A 20,153-nucleotide genomic window follows, 5' to 3' on the forward strand; every position below is an offset into this window, starting at 1 on the left:
TAGAGATGATCATGGCCGATTCCATCGCACCCCGCATCGTCGTGACAGACGCGCTTCAGGTATCCGGACTGGGCAAGCGCGTCGCGCTCCCGGACGAGGAACTGACGATCCTGGAAGACGTGGGCTTTCGTATTCCACGTGGCGCCACGGTGGCCATCGTCGGCGCCTCCGGTTCCGGCAAGAGCACGCTGCTGTCGCTGCTGGCCGGGCTGGACACGCCTTCCAGCGGCAGCGTGGTGCTGGAAGGCGAACCGCTGTCCGCGCTGGACGAGGACGGCCGCGCGCGGGTCCGCGGCGAGAAGGTCGGCTTCGTGTTCCAGAGCTTCCAGCTGCTGCCGTCGCTGACCGCGCTGGAGAACGTGATGCTGCCGCTGGAGCTGCGCGGCGATGCGATGGTCGAAGCCTCGGCGCGCCAGATCCTGGAGAAAGTGGGACTGGGGCAACGATTGGGCCACTATCCGCGCCAGTTGTCCGGCGGCGAGCAGCAACGCGTGGCGCTTGCGCGCGCCTTCGTCACCCGGCCTTCGCTGCTGTTCGCGGACGAACCCACCGGCAACCTGGATACCCACACCGGACAGGCCATCATCGAATTGCTGTTCTCGCTCAACGCGGAAGCCGGCACCACCCTGGTGCTGGTCACGCATGACGAACACCTGGCCGCGCGCTGTGGCCGGCGCCTGCGTCTGGACAGCGGCCGCCTGGTCGCGGACGACCTGACATGAGAACGCTGAGAATGGCCTGGCGCCAGTTGCGCCGGGATCTGGCGGCGGGCGATATCCGCATCCTGTTCGCGGCACTGGTGCTGGCGGTGGTGGCGGTGACCGCGGTGGGCTTCGTCACCGATCGTGCCGAGCGTGCCTTGGCCATCGAGGCCAACCGCTTGCTGGGCGGCGACGCGGTGGTGCGCGGCGACGCGCCGATCAGCGATGCGTTGCGTGGCAGCGCCCGCGAGGCCGGTCTGCGCCTGACCGAGACGATGGAATTCCAGAGCATGATCCGTGCGGGCGAGGATCTGAAGCTGGGCGAGCTGCGTGCGCTGGGCGAAGGGTTTCCGCTGCGCGGCAGCTTCCGCGTCACCGATGCGCGGGGTGAGCATGATGCGCGGGGCATTCCCGCGCCCGGCACCCTGTGGATGAGCCAGGCAGGCGCCGACACCCTGGGCGCCCGCGAGGGCGATCTGATCGGTATCGGTGACATCCAGTTGCGACTGGCCGCGAAGGTGGTGCAGGAGCCGGACGCGGCGCTCGACTATTTCAACGTGGCGCCACGCGTGTTCCTCAACATGGCGGACGTCGCCGCGACCGGTCTGGTTCAGGAGGGCAGCCGCATCCGCTATCGCCTGGTAGTGGCCGGCGACGCGACCGGCGTCGAGCGCTTCACCCGCGCGGCGAAAGCGCAGCTGGATCGCGGTCAGCGGCTGGAAACCATCCAGGATGCGCGGCCGGAGATCCGTTCCGCGCTGGATCGCGCGGGCCGCTTCCTTGGCCTGGCGGCGCTGGTGTCGGTGGTGCTGGCCGCGGTGGCGGTGGCGATGGCTGCGCGTCGACACAGCGAACGCCATCTGTCCGGCACGGCGGTGATGCGTTGTCTCGGTGCAAGCCAGCGCACGCTGGTCGGCGTTCACGTGGGCGAACTGCTGCTGCTCGGCCTCATCGCCTGCACGGTGGGCGTGGTGATCGCGTTCGGCCTGCAATGGGCGATCGGCGGTTGGCTGGAACGCAGCCTCGCCATCTCGATTCCGCCTGCCGGCCTGATCCCGGCGTGGCAGGGCTACGGCGTGGGGCTGATCGTGTTGCTCGCGTTTGGCGCGCCGCCGGTGCTGGCGCTGCGGCGTGTGCCCGCGCTGCGGGTGCTGCGCCGTGATCTGGATCCGACCGAACCCAGCGCGTGGCTGGTGGCGCTGGCTGGCTTCATCGGTCTGGGCGCCTTGTTGTGGTGGAAGGCCGGTTCGGCCGCGCTCGGCACGGCCATGCTGGTCGGCATCGTCGCTACCCTCGCGGTCCTGGCGCTGCTGGCCTGGGTGCTGATCCGGGTGGTGCGGCGGCTGCGCGGACGCCTGCGCGGCAGCCTGCGTTATGGCCTGGCCAACGTCAGCCGACGCGCCGGTACCAGCATCGCGCAGATCGCCGCGCTCGGGCTCGGGTTGATGGCGCTGCTGCTGCTGACCTTTGTCCGCACCGATCTGCTGGATCGCTGGCAAATGGCGCTGGCGGCCGATGCACCCAACCGTTTCATCATCAACGTGCAGCAGGATCAGGTGACGTCGGTGCAGGATTTCCTGCGTACGCAGGGGCTGGGTGACGCCACCCTGTATCCGATGATCCGCGGGCGCATGATCGAATTGAATGGAAAACCAACCAGCGGCGACGACTATACCGAGGCCGACGAGCGCACCCGCCGACGCGCGGATCGCGAATTCAACCTGTCCGTTGCGACCCAGTTGCGCGACGACAACGTGGTGACGGCCGGCAAGTTATGGACCGGCGTGCCGGCTTCGCCGGAGTTGTCGGTGGAAGAGGATTTCGCCGAATCGCTGGGCTGGAAGCTGGGTGATCGCGTCGCCTTCGACATCGCCGGCCAGACCTTCGAAGGACGCATCACCAGTCTGCGCAGCGTGGACTGGGAGAGTTTCCGGCCCAACTTCTTCGTGATCGCATCGCCGCGCGCGCTGGACGGCTATTCGGCCAGCTACATCACCGCGGTCAGCGTGCCACCGGCCAGGACGCACTTCACCCGGGATCTGGTCACCGCGTTCCCCAATCTGTCCGTGATCGACGTCGATGCGGTGCTCAAGCAGGTTCGCAGCACCGCCGATCAGGTCTCGACGGTGGTGCAGGTGGTGTTCTGGTTCTCGCTGGCCGCGGGCGTACTGGTGCTGTTGGCGGCGGTCAGCGCCAGTCAGGACGAGCGCCTGCTGGAGGGCGGGGTGATGCGGGTGCTCGGCGGCAGCCGCCGCCAGCTGCGACTGGCACAGGCATCCGAGTTCGCCGCCATCGGCCTGCTGTCGGGACTGGTGGCGGCGATCGCGGCGTCGGTGCTTGCCGGTGTCATCGCGACCCAGGTGTTCGACCTGCCCTGGCGAAGCAATTGGCAATTGGCCGCCATTGGCGGCGGCATCGGTCTGTTGGCGGCATTGGTGGCCGGCCTGTTCGCCACCCGCAAGGTGCTGGACGCGCCGCCGTCGGTCACCCTGCGCGAATTGCAGGGTTGAGGCCACGATCGGCCCGTCGATGGCGGGCCGGGTAGGGCATCGCGGGGATCAATGCAGGGTGCCGCGATCACTTTCCATGCCGGAGAGTGATAGCGGCTTGACCGGTTGCGCATCGAAGCGACGTGCATAGGCGCGTTCATCCATCACCCGGTCGATTTCTTCATCGGGCAACTCCGGTGCTCCGTAGACGGCGAAGGCGATGGATCCGTCGGCACGCTCGCCGACGAATTGCAGCCGGTAGCGGGGCTGGCCCCCGCCGGTGTTTTCCGGATAATGCACGGGAGGCCTGCCCTCATCCATGTCCATTTCCTTGTTGTCGATGACACCGCCGACGAACAGTGCGCGCATGGTTGACCTCGCTTGTCAGGGGAGAGTCGACAGCATGCCGATCCGGATGTTGGCAGCCCATCAAGCGGATGTTTGCGGAATGCGAAGAGAATGCGGGCAAAAAAGGGGCGAGCCGTAGCTCACCCCTTGATGCAGATCACCTGGTGCAGGGTGTGGACCACCTCGACCAGATCGGACTGCGCGGCCATCACCGCGTCGATGGACTTGTAGGCGGCCGGCGACTCGTCGAGAACGCCTTCGTCCTTGCGGCATTCGACGTGCGCCGTGGCCTCGCGGTGCTGCGACAGCGTGATCCGCTGGCGCGCGGCGGTACGGCTCATGACGCGACCGGCGCCGTGGCTGCAGCTGTGGAAACTGTCCGTGTTGCCCTTGCCACGCACGATGTAGCTGCGCGTGCCCATGCTGCCCGGGATGATGCCCAGTTCGCCTTCACGCGCGCTGACCGCACCCTTGCGGGTCACCAGGAGTTCCTGCCCCCCGTGCGTTTCCTTCTGCACGTAGTTGTGGTGGCAGTTCACCGCCAGCTTCTCCAACTGGAACCTGGGCAGCCGGTGACGCATTTCCGTCAGCACCCGCGCCATCATCGCCTCGCGGTTGTGACGGGCGTAGTCCTGCGCCCACGACACCGCCTCCACGTAGTCGTCAAACAGTGGCTCGCCCTCCATGAAGAAGGCCAGGTCCTTGTCCGGCAGGTGGAAGCCGAGCACGCGGTGCGCCAGCGCCTCGCGGGCACGCTCGATGAAATAGGTGCCGATCAGGTTGCCGGTGCCACGCGAGCCGCTGTGCAGCATCACCCACACCGCATCCGACTCGTCGAGGCAGATTTCGATGAAGTGGTTGCCGCCGCCCAGCGTGCCGAGCTGGTTGTCCAGCTTGTCGGTGCGGATCCTGCGGTGCTTCTGCTTGATCGTGTCCAGACGCCGCGCCAGACCGGACTCGACCACACGGGTCGCGATGCTGTCCGGAAGGCGGTGGTGTTCGCCGCCGCGGCCGTTGCCCACCGGTACGGTGCGCTCGATGGAGTTGCGCAGTTGCGCCAGGCTGTCGGGCAGGTCGCCGGCGCGAAGCGTGGTCCGCACCGCGGCCATGCCGCAGCCGATGTCCACGCCAACCGCGGCCGGGATGATCGCGCCCCGGGTCGGAATGACCGAGCCCACGGTCGCGCCCTTGCCCAGATGCACGTCCGGCATCACCGCCACCCACGGCCCGACGAACGGGACGGACGCGATGTTGCGCAACTGCGCATGCGCCTCGGCTTCCAGCGGGACGCCACGCACCCAGCCCTTGATCGGCGTGGTGCTGCCTTGGGCATGCAGCAGCTCGAAATTTGAAGTGTTCATGATCTCTTCCTTGAAGGATGAAAAGGCCCTTTCCCGTGAAAGGGAAGGGACTAGCCCTTCTCTCCAAATACGGAAAGGGGCGATGCAATGAAAAGCCCCTTCCCCCGCACGCGGGGGAAGGTTGGGATGGGGGCAAACGAAGCGGTGTGCGTTCCGGCTCGCCAGGTCCTGCAAGATTCGATGCCTGCCTGGCGAACCGGGAGATCACTGACTCCGGCGCGCCCCTACCCCAGCCCTCCCCCGCAAGCGGGGGAGGGAGCCGGTGTTGCCGTTCCTTTCCGATACCTGGAGAAGGAGTTTTACAGTGATAGCCCCTTCCCCCGCGTGCGGAGGAAGGTTGGGATGGGGACAAACGAAGCCGTGTGAGTCCCGGCTCGCCAGGTCCTGCAAGATTCGATGCCTGCCTGGCGAACCGGGAGATCACTGACTCCGGCGCGCCCCTACCCCAGCCCTCCCCCGCAAGCGGGGGAGGGAGCCGGTGTTGCCGTTCCTTTCCGATGCCTGGGGAAGGAGTTTTGCAGTGATAGCCCTTTTCCCCGCATGCGGGGGAAGGAGTCGTGCCGGTTACTGCTTCAAGCTGACCAACTGCTTCATGACGCCATCCAGGCCGCCGAACACGGTCAGCTTGTCGATCTTCTCCGTGATCTTCTCCAACGCCTCCAGCTCCTTGAGGCGCATCAAGACCGGACTCTCCTCGATCAGCCTGGCCGTGTTGAGCAGCGAGCGGGTCGCGTTCGCTTCCTCGCGGCGGCGGATCACGTTGGCCTGCGCCGACTTTTCGGCCTGGACCACGCTGTTGAGGATGTCCTTCATCTCGCCCGGCAGGATCACGTCCTTGACACCCACGCCGAGCACCTCGATGCCAAGCCCGGTCATCTGGCCGCGCACATGGGCGAAGATGTCGGCATCCAGAGACGCCTTGTCGCCAAGCAACTCGTCCAGCGTCTTGGCGGATACCGCCTTGCGCAGGCCGTACTGCAGTTCGCGATAGACGTGATCGCCGATCTTCGCCACCTTGGTCCGCGCCGCGACCACGTCGGTGACGCGGGTGCTGGCGGCCAGGTTGACGCGCAGGGACACCTTGTCGCGGGTCAGCAGTTCCTGGCCCGAAACCTCGATCGCCTGCACGCGCAGGTCGACGATGTCCACACCCACGTTCTTCTGGAAGTTCCAGAAGGCGTAAGCGCCCGGCTCCAGCGTCTTCGACAGCTTGCCGTCGATGAACACCAGGCCGGCGTACTCGGCCGGCACATCGGCGACCACCGCCAGCCTGGACAGCATGCCCAACTGGCGCAGGCGCCGTACGACCGCCGGTTGCACGGTGAGCGAACCGTCCAGCGGCACGCAGGCGACCTCCACGCGGGCGAGTCCCTTCCAGTACAGCTTGCGGGTCCCGGGCGGCAGCACGTCCTCCAGCTTGCCGTTCTTCGACACCAGGCCGACTTCCTGCTCGCCGATGTCGGCGAAGGTGAAGTACGGCGCCAGCATGTCCAGGCGCGCGATCAGTACTTCAGCATCGTCGCCGGCGTACTCCGGCCGCGCGATGGCATGCACGGTGATGCTGATCTCGCCGCGCAGGTCGACGAACTTGTGGACGCCCGGCTCGAGTACACGCTCGAGCTGACGGTTGCGATACACCAGGCCGCGCTCGCCGTCACCGATCACGACCTTCTTGGTCCAGAACATGGCACATGTCTCCTTATGTGGTTGTTGGCTCTGGTGGTCCGTTCCTGGATTGGGTCTTCCGTGCGGAGGAACGGTTGCCGCGCGGCGGTACTGACAGATCCAGCGGGTGCGGGAGCCATCGAAAAAGGCGGAAACGCCCGTGGACGCGATCGCTGCGGGAACTCGGCGCTGTCGGCGGAGATTCCGTCATCGCTGACCGGGCGGCGTCCTGCCGCCCGGCATTGATGGGGAACGTCCGCCGTCAGGACGCGGTTCCGGCACCGGCCACGCTGCACCATGTTTCTCCACGCCATCCCTTGCATGGATCGACACGCCGCACCGGGCGTTTCCTGGAAGGGACTTGCGTCCCGATGTCATGACGTGACAGGTCATGTGTCTTGGAGCGGGATTCGAACCCGCGACTCTCGGATTGAACGTCCGATGCTCTACCCGACTGAGCTATCCAGTGGTGACGTACCGGAATCGAACCGGTGTGGTCGGCGTCTCCGCCGATGCCTGACCCCTCGGCCATCGTCAAGTGGAACACCTGTTCCCACGCCTCGGCATACGCCACGGCAGCGCCGCGCGCACCGGACGGGACACAAACCCGTACCGCTGAGACGTGTTCGAAGATGTTCCGCATTGCCGGCTGTCGCCAACCGGCAATCCGTGCGGGCGCGGGGCGCCCAATTCGTTGTTCCATTCAAACGCCGCTCGCGTCGGAGCATCACCACGCAGCGCACATGCGCCGGTTGCAGCCGCGCCCCTGCCTCGGGGCGCGCAGGCGCGCTACCCGGATGCTCCAGGGCGGAAACCAGGGGTTTCCTTGTTGGATGGAACGAAACCTGCTCGATGCATGCGCATCCTCCGCGAACGCCAGAAACAAAAAGCCCCCGGGACTTGCGACCCGAGGGCGTTCGCGTGCCTCGGGAGATCGGGGTGGCCGATCTCCCAGGGAGTCAGCCGTGATTAGTGATCCAGGTACCGCGCGTGTTCGACACCGCGCAACAGGACGCACGTGTCCGCGCCGTGGCAGGGCCACAGGGCAAACAGGTTCGTGTTGGCGGGCAGGCGGATCATGGAAATCGGTTCGGTGAAAAAACAGCCACGAGGGCGAAGGCCGCGCACGATACGCCGGTTGTTTTGAAGATGCAACACTTTTTTAACGTCAATTTTCCTCGGCTCGACCGGTGGCGCGGTGGAGCACATCGGCGGTCACATCGGAGACGGCCACGGCCACGGTCGCGGTCGCGGTTAGAATCACCGTGTTCGTTCTGCTTTCGTGACCATACGTGTCCCACGCTCATTCCGATCCCGCACTCGATGCCTTGCTGTTGCCCTTCCAGCAGGAATACCTCCATTGGCCGGAAGGCCCCGTGTTGTTCCTGCGCGCACGCGACAATGGGGTATTGCGACAATTTCCGCTGGACAAGCTGGTTTGCGAACAGAGTTTCAAACCCGCCGCCGATGGTTTGATGCGCGCGGGACTGGATGTCGTCGAGGATGCATCGTCGCGTGCGCCCGCCGAAGGTTATGCCATGGTGCTGGTGTTGCCGCCCCGCCAGCGCGAGGAAGCACGGGCGCTGTTCGCGAAGGCGCTGTCGTTGGCCGCGCCGGGGGGCGTGATCGTGGCAAGCATGCCGAACGATGAAGGCGCCAAGGCGGGCGAGGGTGATCTCAAGCGCGTCGCACCGCTGTCAGGGACGCTCAGCAAGTACCACTGCCGGGTGTTCTGGGCCCATGCGCCCGCGCGCGATGAGGCATTGGTGGCCGAATGGCTGCGGCTGGATGCGCCGCGTCCGATCCTGGGAGGACGTTTCGTCAGCCGTCCCGGCGTATTCGCCTGGGATCGCATCGATGCCGCTTCCGCCCTTCTTGTGGAGCATCTGCCGGCGGATCTTGACGGGCACGGCGCGGATCTCGGCGCGGGCTACGGCTATCTTTCATCGGAGGTGCTGCGACATTGTCCGGGTGTCACCGCATTGGACCTTTACGAGGCCGAATCCCGCGCCCTTGCACTGGCCCGCGAGAACCTGGGCGACGCTTCCGCCGCGCTGTCGTTCCATTGGCACGACGTGACCGCGGGCGTCTCCGGACAGTACGGCTTCATCGTCATGAATCCGCCCTTCCATGCGCAGGGGCGGGGAGACCGTCCCGACATCGGCCGACGCTTCATCGAAGTGGCCGCAAGCGCCCTGAAGCCGCGAGGCCGGCTGTGGCTGGTCGCCAATCGCCACCTGCCGTACGAGTCTGCGCTCGGCACCGGCTTCGCACAGGTACGCACGGTCGCCGAACGCGGAGGCTTCAAGGTGATCGAGGCCGTGAAGACGGGTCGCGCATGAAGATCGTCAAGCACATCGCCAACCTTGGCTACGGCAGTCGCAAGCAGGTGGCGCTGATGTTCCGCGAAGGTCGTGTGACCGATGCGGCCGGCGAAGTGCTGTATGCCGATGATCCGGTCGACCACGACGACATCCGCGTCGACGGCGGGCCGCTGGATCCCGCGCCAGGCCTGGCGCTGATGCTGCACAAGCCGATCGGCTACACCTGCTCGACCAAGGATGCCGGCCGGCTCATTTACGATCTGCTGCCGCCGCGCTTCCGTCTTCGCTCGCCGGTGCTGTCCTCGGTGGGGCGGTTGGACCGCGAGACGTCGGGACTGCTGCTGATGACCGACGACGGGGCGTTGCTGCACCGGATCATTTCGCCGAAATCGAATCTTCCGAAAGTCTACGAAGCGGCGCTCGCCCAGGACCTGCGCGGTGATGAGGCGGCCCTGTTCGCCAGCGGCGAGCTGATGCTGGAATCCGAGACCACTCCGCTGGCCCCGGCCACGCTGGAAGTGATCGAGCCGCGACACGCCCGTCTGACCCTGACCGAAGGCCGCTACCACCAGGTCCGTCGCATGTTCGCCGCTGTCGGCAACCACGTCGAAACCCTGCACCGCAGCCGCATCGGCGGACTCGCGCTGCACGACCTTTCCCCTGGGCAATGGCGCCTCCTGGATGAGGCGGATCAGGACCGCCTGTTCGGAGGCTGAATCGCTGGAAGCACCGGGGACTTACGCGATGCGGTGACGGTCCACGAATGTCGGGACTTCTCACCTTTGATGCGGCGCACTTCCAATCGCGCTTTCAGCGCAGTCCGTGACCCCGGCATGGTGGTTTCGACGACCTCATGAGTTCAGGGCATCGGGGGGATCGCGCCCGCATCGCCTTTCAGTCAGACGGCTAACTCTGGCGCGATGAGCATTGTTGAACGCGGGCTTTTTCTATATCAGTCGATGCCTGCGCCAGGCGTCCTTCAAAAGTGCGGGGATGCATGTCTTCCGACGTTGGGGGGGACACATGACGGTTGCCAATGACTTGCCGAGTCGAGGGCCCAGCGAAGGAAAGGAAAGAGAGAACGTTGAGTATGCGGATGTGGGTGAAAAGACTACGGAGTGCGACCACCGTGGCGCTGGTTCTTCTGGCGGGTTGCGGCACGTCGGCTTCCACGCATGTGGTCAAACCAGGATTTCCGACCGTCGTACCGTTCGCCATCGACCAGGCGGGGAGTCGGGTGACGGTTGAGTTTGAACTGCCGGCGGCCTGGGACGACGGCCGGCTGCGGCCTGTGTTCATCGGATTCAGGGCGGTGGACAAGAAGGGAGGAGACGACGCGGAGTTTCAGGCGGCGCGTCGGGTGATGCGATATCTGGATGAAGAGCCCATGCCGGTGCGGCTGCGGGTCTGGCGGTTGGAAAGCGAACAGCGCGTGCCGGTGGTGCTGCACGAGTTGCAGCGGATAGTGGAAGCGAACAAATCGTTCTATGTCCCACAGGAATCCGAAGTTCTGACGCATCACTACGCGACCAGCCAGGACGACGGAGAAATGATGGCGGCCGGCCATTGGCAGGAGGGAAAGGTTTACTACGTACATCAGTTCGCCCGCATCGTGCCACCAACGCCGGGCCGCTATGAACTGGAGGTCGAGAGTCTGGCCTCCCATTCGGTGCTGCATGGGTTGCCTTACGAATTGATGGTGTCGCACTACCACCAGAAGGGAATCAAGTAATGAATGAGGGCAGGAAAGGCAGGGAGCGCAATAGCGGAAGACGGCGAAAGTTCCAAACGCTGTTTGTCGGGCTATTCCTGACCGTATCGATGACAGCCTGCGGACTTTCAAGCAAGTCACGGCAGAACGATCCCGCGTTTCCGGTGGTGGTGCCCTTTGCCATCGACCAGGCGGGGAGCCGGGTGAAAGTCGCATTCGAATTGCCGGCGGCTTGGGACGATGGTCGGTTGCGACCGGTGTTCATTGGGTTCCGGGCGGTGAAAGCGCCTTCCAAGGACGATGCGGAGTTCCAGGCGGCGCGTCAGGTGATGCGGTATCTGCGTCGTGAGCCAATGCCCGTGAAGCTGCAGGTCTGGCGTTTGGAGGGTGAGCGTCGCGTTCCAGTGGTATTGCATGAGCTTCAGAGCATCGTTGAAGCTATGCAGTTCTTTTACGTCCCACAGACGTCAGACGTGCTCACCCATCATGATGCAGCATCTCAAGACGGTCGTGAAATGATGACGGTCGGCCACTGGGATGAAGGAAAAGTCTATTACATCCATCAGTTCGCTCGCATTGCGCCGCCGACACCGGGGCGCTATGAACTGGAGGTTGAAAGCTTGTCCTCCCATCCAGTGCTGCATGGATTGGACTACGAATTGATAGTGTCCCACTACCATGTGAAAGGAATTGAATGATGAGCGAGATGACTGGAAAGAAGAAGCGCATTGGCGGCGACGAATGCTGGATTCTAACGCTGGCTCTCGGACTATTTCTGTCGATGACGGCCTGCGGCCTTTCCGGTACGTCTCGGCAGGACAAGCCCACGTTTCCGGTGGTGGTGCCGTTCGCCATCGACCAGGCGGGCAGCCGGGTGACGGTTGAGTTTGAACTGCCGGCGGCCTGGGACGACGGCCGGCTGCGGCCGGTGTTTATCGGGTTCCGGGCGGTGAAAACGCCTTCCAAGGACGACGCGGAGTTCCAGGTAGCGCGTCAGGTGATGCGATACCTGGACCGTGAACCCATTCCGGTGAGGTTACGGGTCTGGCGGCTGGAGGGCGACCAGCGCGTGCCGGTGGTGCTGCACGAGTTGCAGCGGATAGTGGAAGCGAACAAATCGTTCTATGTCCCACAGGAATCCGAAGTTCTGACGCATCACTACGCAACAAGTGACGATGCGGAAGAAATGGAGACGGCCGGCCATTGGCAGGAAGGCAAGGTCTACTACATCCATCAGTTCGCCCGCATTGTGCCACCAACGCCGGGACGGTATGAGCTGGAGGTTGAGAGTCTGGCCTCCCATTCGGTGCTGCATGGGTTGCCTTACGAATTGATGGTGTCGCACTACCACGTGAAGGGGATTTGGTGATGGTGGAAAGAACGCTAGTCCAGGAGTGCCGGAGCGATAGAGGGCGGCCGGTCCGCACGCTGTTGCTTGGACTATGCCTGGTCGCGTCGATGACGGCCTGCGGCCTTTCCGGTACGTCTCGGCAGGACAAGCCCACGTTTCCGGTGGTGGTGCCGTTCGCCATCGACCAGGCGGGCAGCCGGGTGACGGTTGAGTTTGAACTGCCGGCGGCCTGGGACGACGGCCGGCTGCGGCCGGTGTTCATCGGATTCAGGGCGGTGGACAAGAAGGGAGGGGACGACGCGGAGTTCCAGGTAGCGCGTCAGGTGATGCGATACCTGGATGAAGAGCCCATTCCGGTGCGGCTGCGGGTCTGGCGGTTGGAGGGCGACCAGCGCGTGCCGGTGGTGCTGCACGAGTTGCAGCGGATAGTGGAAGCGAACAAATCGTTCTTTGTCCCACAGGAATCCGAAGTTCTGACGCATCACTACGCGACCAGCCAGGACAACGGAGAAATGATGGCGGCCGGCCATTGGCAGGAAGGCAAGGTCTACTACATCCATCAGTTCGCCCGCATTGTGCCACCAACGCCGGGACGGTATGAGCTGGAGGTTGAGAGTCTGGCCTCCCATTCGGTGCTGTATGGGTTGCCTTACGAATTGATGGTGTCGCACTACTACCAGAAGGGAATTAGATGATGGATGAGAGACAAGAGCCGGAGCGCTCGGCCCGTTCCCGTGACGCGTTGGACCATACCGGATGGGGACACGCCCTCCGATCCCCGCGCCCACAGCCGGAGGAGGCCCGGCCGGTCTACACTTTAAAGGTCTATGTCGCGGCGCCGGGCACTCCCATCAAAGATGGTGCACCTTCGGCTGCCGGTCATATGTATTACAGCGTGAGTAACGGAAACAGCGCCAAAGGCTATGGTTTTTCGCCGGTAGTGAGCGAGATGAGCGGGCCGGGACAAGTTGTGCGGGACGAAAACGACAGCTACGAAAACCCCCTCTACACCCGGACCCTGGAAATAACCTCGGAGCAATACCAGAAACTCCATGCTTTCGGTGAAGCGGGAGCATACGGAAAGCAAGACTACTTCAACCTCCGCTACAACGGCATGCACAACAGCTGCGTGGATTTCGTCTGGACAGGGCTGAACCAGGCGGGTCTGCATCGAAGCGTCCCAGGCTTCCGGGCCGACGCCCAGCGAGAAGATCGGGAGTACGAGGGCGCGCTCAAGCCGACGCACAACATCCAGGACATCCAGCGCATCCGGCCGCCTGTTCCGGACAGTCCGCACAACGCCGAAGAGCACAACCCGCTGCCGGAGCGCACCTGGTTGCAGCGTGCGCTGAGCAGGACGGACGGCGGCGCGGTGGAACGCCCGGGCCATGATGGACTCGCGGTCCCCGTGCGGGCGCGGGCATCGTCTCCCGCCTGGTCCTCGGGGGACCGGTGGGTGGACGCCTTGCTGGCGTCGGCGCATGCGCCGGGTGCTTTGAACCGGACGCTGCGGGCGTTTGCTGACTCATCCGAAGGCGAACAGTGGATGGCGCAGGGCCGTGCGCAGTATGCGCACCAGGAGCGCCTGCTCGCCCAGCAGAACGAGCCACCCGTGCAGGGACCACGGCGCATCGAGCCGCTCGTGAGGGGATTGTGATGGACGATGACGTCAACGGATTCATCAGGAGAGCTGCGCTGCTGGCGGCGCAACTGGAACAGGGCACCCTCCAGGCCGTCGCCGAACAGCGATCCGCGGCAGCCGCGATGACCGAGTCGGCGCGGAATCTGGACGGGGCGATGCAGGCCGCTCTTCTGGGCGGGCGGGAGGAAATTGCCAGGCAAGCACAGCAGGCCCTGCGGGCGGGACTGGCTGCTGAACTGGTCCAGCTCCGCGCCGCACTGGACGACGCCGGTGGTCGTTGCCAACAGATGATGGCGCAACTGCGCAGGGAGCAGGACGCGTACATTTCGCGTACCCGGATCCTGACGTGGAAGCTGCTGGGATTCTCCGCCGCCACCGCGCTGCTCTTGACCGCGGGAACGTCTTTCGTGGTATGGCACAACATCGAGCGCAACCGCCAGTTGAATGTCCGGGCGGAAATCACCGAAGCATTGCAGCAGGTGACCGTCACCTCATGCGGGGGCCGGCCATGCATCAAGCTGGATGCGAAAGCCAGGCGCTGGGGCAAGGAGGGCGAGTATGTGCTGGTGGATGCCAGGGCTGAAGAGCGGACCACACGGCAAAAGAAGTAGGCGGCAGGGTTGCCCGTCCGGAGTCGCGCCGCGCCCGCTTGATTCCGACCGAAGGCCGCTGCTACCAAGTGCACCGGAGGTTGGCCGCCGCCGGTAACCATGTCGAAACCCTGAACCTCAGCCGCATCGGTGGGCTCGTGCAGGAAGGACTTTTGTCCGGGCAGTGGCATGCGTTGGACAGCGCCGACCTGGCCAGTCCGCAAGCATCATTTCAATGAGCATACGCAGGGGGCGGTGCCTGTCGCTACTCCCGGACTTCCCCCACATACACGTGAGCGATCGCCTGATGGTGCATACGCACGGCCAACCGCATGCTAGGACGCCTAGGGAAGAAGGACAGCCATGGATGGCTACTCGAATTTGCGGCGGGGGCGGGTTTCATTGCCAGGACAGGTTTACCTGGTGACATTCACCACGGCATTCCGGCAACCGCTATTCGTGAATTCGGCGATCGCGCGCTGTGCGTGCCGGGCGATGACGGAACAACGCCTTTGGTATCACTCGCGGCTGCTGGCCTGGGTGCTGATGCCCGACCACTGGCATGGCCTGATCGAGATCGGCGGCATGGATCATTTGTCCGTGGTCGTGCAGCGATTGAAGGCCAATAGCGCACGCAAAGTCCGCGCGGAATGCCCGGTCAACATTCGCGTATGGGAAAAGGGCTTCCACGACCGTGCCCTTCGCCATGAGAGGCTGTTGAAGCCGGCCGCACGCTATCTGGTCGCGAACCCGCTTCGTGCCGGCCTGGCCCAACGGTTCGGCGACTACCCATACTGGAACAGCATCTGGCTGTAATCCCATGGCTACTTCACCACAAGAGCGGTCCACCATGTTGTGCTGGCCAGAGGATTCACCATCCGGGCACATCAGGACGCGTATGACGTCCCTGTGGGAGCGACGTCGGTCGCGAATCTCCGGAAACCATCGATGCCTTTGCAGTGAGGGGCGCCCAGGTCATGACCGTTCCTGTGAGATCTGCATATCGCGACTGACGCCGCTCCCACAAACCGTTCCCACAAACCACTCCCACAAACCACTCCCACAAGCGCCCAATGCGCCTCAATCCTCGAACAGCCTGCGCCAGCCGGCGTGGCCGAGGCGATCAAGCGTCTGGAGATTGCGCTTGACGATCACGTCGGGATCGGGAAACGCGGCCACCGCCCGCTCCACGCTGTCTTCGCGCAGCAGATGCAACGTGGGGTAGGGCGAGCGGTTGGTGTAGTGGCTGATGTCGTCAGGTGCCGCGCCCGCGAACTGATAGTCGGGATGGAAGCTGGCGACCTGCAGGACACCCTGCAGATCCAGTGCCTCGACGGCCGCGTCGGCGTTGTCCAGGAAGTCGTTGTAGTCCAGGAAATCGGCCAGGACGTCCGGGTGGACGATCAGGGTCGTATCGACTTGTTCGGGATCGGTATCACGCAGCAGGACCAGTTCTTCGGCCAGCTGTTCCAGCAGCGCTTCCGGCGTGGTGGCGTCGCTCAGGACGAAACGCACCTGTTCCTTGACGTACACCGCCTTGGCGAATGGACACAGGTTGAGGCCGATGACCGCGCGCTCGATCCAGCGCCGGGTCAGCGCGAGTGGTTCGGGTGCGGCGTCGCCCGCGGCGGAAGACAAAGAGTCAGTCACGGAAGTTGTCGAACTGCAGTGGCAATTCGAGTTCGGTCTTCTTGAGTAGCGCGATGACGTCCTGCAGGTCGTCGCGCTTCTTGCCGCTGACCCGCAGCTTGTCGCCGTTGATCTGGGTCTCGACCTTGATCTTGGCATCCTTGATGGTTGCGGCGATCTTCTTGGCCAGCTTCTGCTCGATGCCCTGTTTGACGGTGACCTTCTGTTTGGCCTGGGCCAGGTTGGTCTCCACGTCGCCGAACTCCAGGCAACGGGTGTCGATACTGCGGGCGATCAGGCGCGCGCGCAGGATGTCGGTCATCTGCTTGACCTGGAAATCGCTGGGCGCGGCCTGGGTGATGATGTTCTCGTCCAGCGTGAACTTCGCATCCACGCCCTTGAAGTCGAAGCGGCTGGAGAGCTCGCGGTTGGCTTGGTCGACCGCGTTGGTCAATTCGTGTTGGTTGACTTCAGAAACGACGTCGAAGGAAGGCATGGCCAGCTCAACAGGATCAAATAGGAGACGGCATACATTGTAGTCCAAATGCTTGGCCGGACAGAGGCAGGAACACATAATCGGTTGCCCCCTCTTCATCACGCTTGCCAGCGTTCGTGTCGCCAACCACTTTGGTGTGTCGAGAATCAGGAGCTCGTCGTGCTCTTCACCAAGGGGAGATGGCGGGTCCTGGGCGGGGGCTGTCGCGACTGATGAACGGTCCGGCGATGGAATTCGTGGCGGAAAACAGGGAGATTCTCATGAAAACCTATCTTCGGAACTTTGTCGTGCTGGGATTGTTGGGGGCTGGCGTTGCCACCTCTCCTGCTTTCGGCCAGGTGTCCAGCGCGTCACGCCACAGCGAGTCCGATCGCAGGGAGGCAGCCAGGAATGAACACATGCGATTGGAAGCGCTGTTCGATCGACAGGAACTGGAATCAATGCTGCAGATCGGCAATGGAAGTCTGCGGGGAGTCATGGCCTACCGAGAGCGCCCGGGCATCCGGCTGAGAAAAATGCTCAGTCGACCAGCCACCGCACTGGCGGATCGGGAATGGGTAACCCTGCTTCCGATGACGCGTTACGTGCAAGCATGGCTGGAATCGCAGGGCGGGTATGTATCGAGAGATGGCCTGAGCGACCTGAATCCGGAGATGTGGAAATACGCCGGACGCGTCAGTACCGATCGAAAGGGCTACTTTGAGTTCGACGGACTCAAGCCCGGACGCTACCTGGTGTTTGCGGATTTTCCGGTGCTTGTCCACGAGGTGGAACGGATGGATACGGGAAAACGCGCAGTTACGTACTACGGCTACTACGGTGGCCTAATCGAACCGGTATACAAGGAAGTCCGCCGGGACAACATCACCAATGTGCTGGTCGAGCAGGTGGTGGATGTCAAGCCTGGAGTGCCCACGACGTACAAGGCGCGCATCGAATGACGTCCGACTGTGTTTTTCGGGTTGAAAGCAGGTACGGGAAATGAACAAATGGGGAGTCGCGATGCTCGTCGGCGCCATCTGCGGCGGTATGTTCGCAGGAAGCGCGTCGGCCAGTGCGAGCACTTCGGCAGAGGTTCGCGCCGAATGTCGGTTGACCGAGGATTTGCGTTGCTGGTACTTGATTGGTGCCCTTGGGGAGCCGCCGAATCGCGTGGCTTTCATTGCGCGCCATCTTGACGCAGAAGTGGTCGAGGAGAAGCGCCGGGTGGAAGTCCTGCAGGTCGTCGAAAAGGCGGATTTCCCCGAGAGATTCTCACTCTGGCAATTGCAGTTCGACTGTCAACGAAGGATGTTCCGGGTCGAGTCATCCCTTGTCGGGCTGGCCAATGGAACCACGAAGGGAGAAGCTGTGGAGTCGGACCACTGGTACTCGCTTCAGGAAGCGCGCTTCGGTGAAGGCACTGCATTTCCTTTCGCATGCGACGACGGAAGGGAGGGCGCTGAAAAGGTCACAAAGCTGTTCATGGGCAACCTGTACCGTGCTCCCGATATGATCAAGCTCTTTCGCCGTGTGTTTTGGGAGGGCGACGACACCGCCAGGTAGCGTTCCTCGGATTAAGGTGGAATGCCTGCTTATCTGTGGCTGTGGCCGCGGGAAAGTGCAAGAGGGGCCTTCCACGCCATAATGCGGCATGCGCCGACACCCCCATTCCGCCGCCATCGTCCTGATGCTGCTGGCCGTCCTCCTGTTCGCCCTGATGGACGCCGGACTGAAGCTGTTGTCGGCGAAGTATCCGCCGCTGCAGGTCGCGGCGTTGCGCGGCCTGTCGTCGTTGCCGTTCGTGCTGGCCTGGGCGCTGTTGACCGTACCGGCCGCCAGCCTGCTGCGGATCCATTGGCCCCTGCACCTGCTGCGTGGCGCGCTGGGCGTGGCGATGATGGCGGGGTTCGTCTATGGGCTGCGGGGCATGCCGCTGTCCACGGCATACGCCATCACCTTCGTCGCGCCGTTGCTGGTGACCGCGATGGCGGGGCCGTTGTTGAAGGAGCGCGTCGGCCCGGGGCGCTGGCTGGCCATTGCCATCGGCCTGTTGGGCGTGCTGGTGATTTTGCGCCCGACCGGCGAAGGGATGATCACCGCCGGAGGCCTGGCGGTGCTGGTGGCGGCGATATGCTACGCCGCCGGCGCGATCACGGTGCGCCTGCTGGCGCAGCGCGACAGCACCCAGGCGATGGTGGTGTGGTTCATGGCGCTGCTGTCGGTGGCGGCGTTGGCATTGGCGTGGCGGGGGTGGATACCGCTGGAAGCGGCGGATGGCGGGATCATCGCCGGCATCGGCGTGGCAGGTTCGCTGGCGCAGATAGCACTCACCGAGGCGTTCCGGCGTGGAGAGGCATCGCTGATCGCACCGCTGGAATACACCGCGTTGATCTGGGGTGTGGTGCTGGACGTGGCGCTGTGGGGCGTGCTGCCCGACGGCATCACCTGGATCGGCGCCGGGATCATTGTCGCCAGCGGCTTTTATCTGCTGCGTCGCGAACCCGCGCATGCCGAGGCCGAGCACCCCTGAATGCCCTTGCTGCTGCTCCTGCCGCTGGGGTTGATGCTGCTGCTGGCGCTGTGGCTGATCCTGTTCCCTTGGTCGCTGTGGCAGCGCTATCGGCGCGGCAAGGCAACCCGGCGCGTCTGGCCCTGGCAGGTGCGTTTGAACCTGGGCCTGTTGTGGGCGGCAATCGCCATCTTCCTGTTGTTCAGCGCGGTTCTCCAGATCTGGTGGCCACACCAGTTGCTGCAGGCGGCATTGGGCCTGGGCGCCGGAATGGCGCTGGGCGCGCTGGGCATCGCCACGAGCCGTTTCGAATGGCGGGAAACGGGCCTGTTCCATACCCCCAATGCCTGGCTGGTCCTGTTGCTGACCCTGCTGGTGGCGGGGCGGATAGTGCTGGGTCTGTTCCAGATTCTCCAGCAGGGCTTGGCGTGGTCGCGGGATCAGGTGCTCACGGGGGATCTGCACGCCGGGTTGACCGGATTGGCGGGCTTGTTGCTGGGCTACGCCCTCGCCAGCACCTGGGGATTGCATTGGCGACTGCGCCGTCTTCGCCGTTGAGTCCGGAAAAGACGAAGGGCCCGAGCGGGGCCCTTCGCTGTTTCAGGCGCGATGCCGGTTGGTGACCGGAGCGTGGCTCAGAAGCGCGCGCCGATGCCGATGCCGACGGTCCACGGATTCAGATCCGCCTTCTGGCCGACGCGCTGGCCGTCAGCGGTGATCTCGCTGTCACCATGCATGTAGCGGGCGTCCGCGCGGGCGAACCACGACGGGCTGATGTTGAAATCCACGCCCACGGTGCCGATGGCACCCTTGGTGTCTTCCAGGCCGAAGTGCTGGCCGGCGCCGTCGGTGATGTTGTAGCCACCACTGTAGTTGGCCTGGTAGTAGCCCAGACCCACGAACGGACGGATCGGCGCGTCGCTGTTGCGGAAGTGGTACTGCGCGCTCAGGGCGTAGGGCTGCGAATCGATGTTGCCCAGCTTGCCCTGGTCGCCACGCACGCGCTGCTCGAACTTGTCGGCGGCGCCCCACAGTTCGACGGCGATCGCCGGGGTGACATACCAGCTGGCGCTCAGCGTGGCGGCGGAACCGCCGTCCAGATCCAGGCTGGAGTTGTCGACCGGCTTGGAATCGACCTTCTGCACGGCGTAGCCGCCGACGATGGCGAAGCGCTTGTGATCGGTGGACGCGGTGCTGTCCTGCGCGAATACGGCCGGGGCGAACGCCAGCAGCGAAGCGGCGAGGGTGAGGGTGCGGAACTTGTTCATGGGGGATCTCCTTTTTCTCTTTTTCTGGCCCGATGCTTTTGGGGCGTGCGCACCGTAACGATCCGCGCATGAATGGAGGCACGGCCG

General features: G+C 64.1%; 21 protein-coding genes and 1 tRNA gene. 15 read left to right on the forward strand and 7 right to left on the reverse strand.

The genetic code is table 11. From position 1 onward, the window contains the following. Positions 1-11 precede the first annotated feature (11 nt). The gene (locus tag AC3DEZ_RS03335) at positions 12-722 is read left to right on the forward strand and encodes an ABC transporter ATP-binding protein (RefSeq protein WP_488386935.1); all 711 of its coding nucleotides are present in this window, start codon (positions 12-14) and stop codon (positions 720-722) included. Beyond that, positions 719-3,211 carry an ABC transporter permease gene (locus tag AC3DEZ_RS03340; RefSeq protein WP_488386936.1) on the forward strand — a complete coding sequence of 831 codons (2,493 nt, stop codon included), beginning with the start codon at positions 719-721 and terminating at the stop codon, positions 3,209-3,211. The genes AC3DEZ_RS03335 and AC3DEZ_RS03340 overlap by 4 nt, the downstream gene beginning before the upstream one ends. Before the next feature lie 48 nt (positions 3,212-3,259). On the opposite strand, the gene AC3DEZ_RS03345 is transcribed toward AC3DEZ_RS03340, so the two are convergent. From AC3DEZ_RS03345 to AC3DEZ_RS03360, 4 genes are all read right to left on the reverse strand, one after another. Continuing rightward, complete coding sequence (locus AC3DEZ_RS03345; RefSeq protein ID WP_488386937.1) at positions 3,260-3,559, reverse strand: hypothetical protein; 300 nt, start codon at positions 3,557-3,559, stop codon at positions 3,260-3,262. Positions 3,560-3,678: 119 nt separating this feature from the next. Continuing rightward, positions 3,679-4,899: an RtcB family protein gene (locus AC3DEZ_RS03350; RefSeq protein ID WP_488386938.1), complete on the reverse strand. Its 1,221-nt coding sequence runs from the start codon at positions 4,897-4,899 to the stop codon at positions 3,679-3,681. 564 nt (positions 4,900-5,463) lie between these two features. Beyond that, positions 5,464-6,585 (reverse strand): slipin family protein, encoded by a 1,122-nt coding sequence (locus AC3DEZ_RS03355; RefSeq protein WP_488386939.1) that lies wholly within the window; start codon positions 6,583-6,585, stop codon positions 5,464-5,466. A 373-nt stretch (positions 6,586-6,958) separates the two neighbouring features. Beyond that, positions 6,959-7,038, reverse strand: a tRNA-Glu gene (locus tag AC3DEZ_RS03360). 818 nt (positions 7,039-7,856) lie between these two features. Between AC3DEZ_RS03360 and AC3DEZ_RS03365 the strand changes: the two genes are divergently transcribed. From AC3DEZ_RS03365 to AC3DEZ_RS03405, 9 genes are all read left to right on the forward strand, one after another. Beyond that, positions 7,857-8,906 carry a class I SAM-dependent methyltransferase gene (locus AC3DEZ_RS03365; RefSeq protein WP_488386940.1) on the forward strand — a complete coding sequence of 350 codons (1,050 nt, stop codon included), beginning with the start codon at positions 7,857-7,859 and terminating at the stop codon, positions 8,904-8,906. Further along, entirely contained in the window at positions 8,903-9,604 is a 702-nt protein-coding gene (locus tag AC3DEZ_RS03370; RefSeq protein ID WP_488386941.1) for a pseudouridine synthase, read from the forward strand. Before AC3DEZ_RS03365 ends, AC3DEZ_RS03370 begins: the two co-directional genes overlap by 4 nt. Positions 9,605-10,017: 413 nt before the next feature. After that, entirely contained in the window at positions 10,018-10,620 is a 603-nt protein-coding gene (locus AC3DEZ_RS03375; protein ID WP_488386942.1) for a hypothetical protein, read from the forward strand. Then, entirely contained in the window at positions 10,620-11,297 is a 678-nt protein-coding gene (locus AC3DEZ_RS03380) for a hypothetical protein (RefSeq protein WP_488386943.1), read from the forward strand. Before AC3DEZ_RS03375 ends, AC3DEZ_RS03380 begins: the two co-directional genes overlap by 1 nt. After that, positions 11,297-11,968: a hypothetical protein gene (locus tag AC3DEZ_RS03385; RefSeq protein WP_488386944.1), complete on the forward strand. Its 672-nt coding sequence runs from the start codon at positions 11,297-11,299 to the stop codon at positions 11,966-11,968. The genes AC3DEZ_RS03380 and AC3DEZ_RS03385 overlap by 1 nt, the downstream gene beginning before the upstream one ends. Further along, positions 11,968-12,645: a hypothetical protein gene (locus AC3DEZ_RS03390; protein WP_488386945.1), complete on the forward strand. Its 678-nt coding sequence runs from the start codon at positions 11,968-11,970 to the stop codon at positions 12,643-12,645. Before AC3DEZ_RS03385 ends, AC3DEZ_RS03390 begins: the two co-directional genes overlap by 1 nt. A gap of 188 nt (positions 12,646-12,833) precedes the next feature. Continuing rightward, a complete protein-coding gene (locus AC3DEZ_RS03395) occupies positions 12,834-13,607 on the forward strand; it encodes a hypothetical protein (RefSeq protein WP_488386946.1) in 774 nt (257 codons plus the stop codon). Then, entirely contained in the window at positions 13,607-14,203 is a 597-nt protein-coding gene (locus AC3DEZ_RS03400) for a hypothetical protein (RefSeq protein WP_488386947.1), read from the forward strand. The genes AC3DEZ_RS03395 and AC3DEZ_RS03400 overlap by 1 nt, the downstream gene beginning before the upstream one ends. 342 nt (positions 14,204-14,545) lie before the next feature. Next, positions 14,546-14,998 (forward strand): REP-associated tyrosine transposase, encoded by a 453-nt coding sequence (locus tag AC3DEZ_RS03405; RefSeq protein WP_488386948.1) that lies wholly within the window; start codon positions 14,546-14,548, stop codon positions 14,996-14,998. Between the two features lie 264 nt (positions 14,999-15,262). Here AC3DEZ_RS03405 and AC3DEZ_RS03410 read toward each other — a convergent pair whose 3' ends face one another. Both AC3DEZ_RS03410 and AC3DEZ_RS03415 read right to left on the reverse strand, forming a co-directional pair. Further along, a complete protein-coding gene (locus AC3DEZ_RS03410) occupies positions 15,263-15,832 on the reverse strand; it encodes a DUF1415 domain-containing protein (RefSeq protein WP_488386949.1) in 570 nt (189 codons plus the stop codon). Continuing rightward, positions 15,825-16,307: a YajQ family cyclic di-GMP-binding protein gene (locus tag AC3DEZ_RS03415; RefSeq protein ID WP_488386950.1), complete on the reverse strand. Its 483-nt coding sequence runs from the start codon at positions 16,305-16,307 to the stop codon at positions 15,825-15,827. The genes AC3DEZ_RS03410 and AC3DEZ_RS03415 overlap by 8 nt, the downstream gene beginning before the upstream one ends. Positions 16,308-16,567: 260 nt before the next feature. Here AC3DEZ_RS03415 and AC3DEZ_RS03420 point away from each other — a divergent pair, with 260 nt between their 5' ends. The 4 genes from AC3DEZ_RS03420 to AC3DEZ_RS03435 all read left to right on the forward strand — a co-directional run bounded on the left by AC3DEZ_RS03420 (position 16,568) and on the right by AC3DEZ_RS03435 (position 19,356). Beyond that, positions 16,568-17,248 carry a hypothetical protein gene (locus AC3DEZ_RS03420; protein WP_488386951.1) on the forward strand — a complete coding sequence of 227 codons (681 nt, stop codon included), beginning with the start codon at positions 16,568-16,570 and terminating at the stop codon, positions 17,246-17,248. A gap of 40 nt (positions 17,249-17,288) precedes the next feature. After that, on the forward strand, positions 17,289-17,852 hold the full coding sequence (locus tag AC3DEZ_RS03425; protein WP_488386952.1) for a hypothetical protein: 564 nt from the start codon (positions 17,289-17,291) through the stop codon (positions 17,850-17,852). A gap of 88 nt (positions 17,853-17,940) precedes the next feature. Next, the gene (locus AC3DEZ_RS03430) at positions 17,941-18,819 is read left to right on the forward strand and encodes a DMT family transporter (RefSeq protein WP_488386953.1); all 879 of its coding nucleotides are present in this window, start codon (positions 17,941-17,943) and stop codon (positions 18,817-18,819) included. Next, positions 18,820-19,356: a CcdC protein domain-containing protein gene (locus tag AC3DEZ_RS03435; protein WP_488386954.1), complete on the forward strand. Its 537-nt coding sequence runs from the start codon at positions 18,820-18,822 to the stop codon at positions 19,354-19,356. A 77-nt stretch (positions 19,357-19,433) separates the two neighbouring features. Here AC3DEZ_RS03435 and AC3DEZ_RS03440 read toward each other — a convergent pair whose 3' ends face one another. Further along, a complete protein-coding gene (locus AC3DEZ_RS03440; protein ID WP_488386955.1) occupies positions 19,434-20,066 on the reverse strand; it encodes an OmpW/AlkL family protein in 633 nt (210 codons plus the stop codon). Between the last annotated feature and the right edge of the window lie 87 nt (positions 20,067-20,153).

The sequence above is a fragment of the Pseudoxanthomonas sp. 134C1 genome (assembly GCF_057773065.1).